2 protein-coding genes are annotated in these 2,319 nt (G+C 21.4%); both read left to right on the top strand.

Going from position 1 to position 2,319, the window contains the following annotated elements; all coding sequences use genetic code 11:
- The first annotated feature begins 14 nt into the window (after positions 1-14).
- Positions 15-1,094: an amidase domain-containing protein gene (locus tag QMD25_07060; protein ID MDI6861742.1), complete on the top strand. Its 1,080-nt coding sequence runs from the start codon at positions 15-17 to the stop codon at positions 1,092-1,094.
- Between the two features lie 22 nt (positions 1,095-1,116).
- Positions 1,117-2,208 (top strand): hypothetical protein, encoded by a 1,092-nt coding sequence (locus tag QMD25_07055; GenBank protein MDI6861741.1) that lies wholly within the window; start codon positions 1,117-1,119, stop codon positions 2,206-2,208.
- Positions 2,209-2,319: the final 111 nt, after the last annotated feature.

The raw sequence follows: 2,319 nt of genomic DNA, 5'->3' as shown, positions 1-2,319 counted from the left end.
AAAAAGGAGGTTAAATGAAAAAGATATTAATATGTTTGATTATTTTGGGGTTAATAGGGATTATAGGGTTTATTGGATTAATTTTACCATTAAGGTATAAATTGAGTAATAAAGTTTATTGTAATAATATTTTATCAGAGGATTATCTTAAAGATCAAATTGATAATTTTATAATTAGAAAGTTTAAAGATATTTATATTATCAAAGATATTATCTATAACAAAGAATTTAATAATAATGATCTATCATATTTTGTAAAAATCTATTATACTTTAAAATTAAATAATTATGAAGAACATCCTATAATAAAGTCATATAAAAAATTTCTTAATGAAAATTCCTTTTCAAATTATAAGAAAGTATTTTTAGAAAAACAACTTAATTATTGGGTAGAAAATATAAAGAATTATATAAATATTCAACAAGAACTTAATATAAGATTTAAGGGTATTAAAGAAAATGATAAATTAAGTTTATACATTGAAGATCCATTAGGTAACTATATATTAGCAGAAAATTCTATTGAAATTAAAAATTATTCTGAATTAGAAAAAGAATTTTATGAATATCTTATTAAGAATTTTTTGAATTTTAATTTTAAAAATTCAGAAACTAAATATAATTATAACCCTTCTATTTGTGTTAATTATGCTAATATGTATACTTCAAATACAACTAAAAAAATATGGTGTAGTTCAGACCCTAATGATTGGGTATACCAAGATACTAATTATTATAATCCTAATTATCTTGCTTTTTGTGGTGATTGTGCAAATTATGTGTCCCAATCAGTTTGTGCAGGTGGTATTCCAACAGATTCAATATGGAGACCTTACACTACATCATGGACTTATTGTCCAGATTTAAATAACTACATGTGGAGTAATTATTGTTATCTAACTTATTATAGACCTTATGCAGTCCCTGGTTCAATTTGTATGATGGATCAGAATAATAATGGAAATCCTGATCATACAACTATAATTGTATATAATGATGGCTCGATATTGAAATATAGTGCTCATACTCATGATAGAAAGCAATATATCTTACCTACATTATCTTTTCCTGTTTGGTTTCTTGTTTTTTATTAAAATTAAATTTATAAATGTGATTATGAAAAAAAATATATTAAAATTAATCATTATTTTTGTATTAATAACAATTATTGGATGTAAACCGATTATAAATAAAAATAGCATTCCCTTTCTTTCTAATAATTTATTAAGTGACAATAATTTAGGTCAAAATGAAATTTTTTTAAATTATTGGGATATTGAAAATGGTAAACTTTATATTAACTATGAAAAACTATATACTGGTTTTAAACAAGGTACATATTCCTCAATTTTTCCTTATTTTTGGGATGGAAATGAACACTTTTATTTTAATTGTCAATTAAAAGAAATTTATAAAAAGAGTACTAAAATTTATAAAACTCTACAAACAGATTTGCCTCAATTCTCAATTTTTTTAGAAACTCCAATTGTGGTAAAAATACAAGATAACTTTAAATTAAAAATTTATGAAATGATAGATAACAAAATGCAATTAAAAAATGAATTTGAAATTTTATTCTCAAAATTACCAGTTGATTTATTAAAGGATCAAGAGATAATTCCATTCATAATTATAGAAAAAACTTATAGCTCATATAAAATTATATGTATTTACAACTCCTTAAACTCCAATATACGAAAATTATTAAATAAATTATTTATTATAGATTTGCATGATGGAAAATTAGATGTAAATTTAACCAAAGGTTTAGATTTGTACTCTGTTCCTTGGCTTTTTGGAGATAATATTAGTAAAATGTTTTTTTTAAAAAAAGACAAATTATTTTTCCAATTTTGTTGCACAAATGAAAATTTAGGATTGCTCTGGTCATTAGATTTAAATAGTGGTGAATTTAAAAAAGTAATTAATTTTTTAAAAAATAGTGAAATTTATCCTTCATACCAAGAAAGTGAAACAAAAGAAGGAATATATTATGATAATTATATTGGATATTATTTGAATTACTATATTTTTTATAATGAAGATGAAATAGTAGCAACCAATGAAAATGGTGAAATTTTAGGAAAAATAATCATTTATAAAAAAGATAAAAAAATTGAAGTTTATAAAAATGGCAAATTAACACAAAAAATAAACATTAAAAATTCTTTCCCTTCTTTTAAATTTCCAAATTATTCAAATAATTGATTATAAAACGGAGGTGATCTAAAGGAAAAAACAAAAAATTAAAAATCTAAATAAAAGAGGTTAAAATGAAAAAGATATTAATATGTTTGATTATTTTGGGGTTAATAGGGA

Source organism: Caldisericia bacterium (genome assembly GCA_030018355.1).
Taxonomy (GTDB): domain Bacteria; phylum Caldisericota; class Caldisericia; order B22-G15; family B22-G15; genus JAAYUH01.
The sequence above is the reverse complement of the archived record's forward strand: the minus strand, read 5'-3'. Positions and strand labels throughout refer to the sequence as shown.

Coding starts and splice junctions, on each gene's coding strand:
- QMD25_07060 (MDI6861742.1), top strand. CDS start 15: ATGAAAAAGATATTAATATGTTTGATTATTTTGGGGTTAATAGGGATT.
- QMD25_07055 (MDI6861741.1), top strand. CDS start 1,117: ATGAAAAAAAATATATTAAAATTAATCATTATTTTTGTATTAATAACA.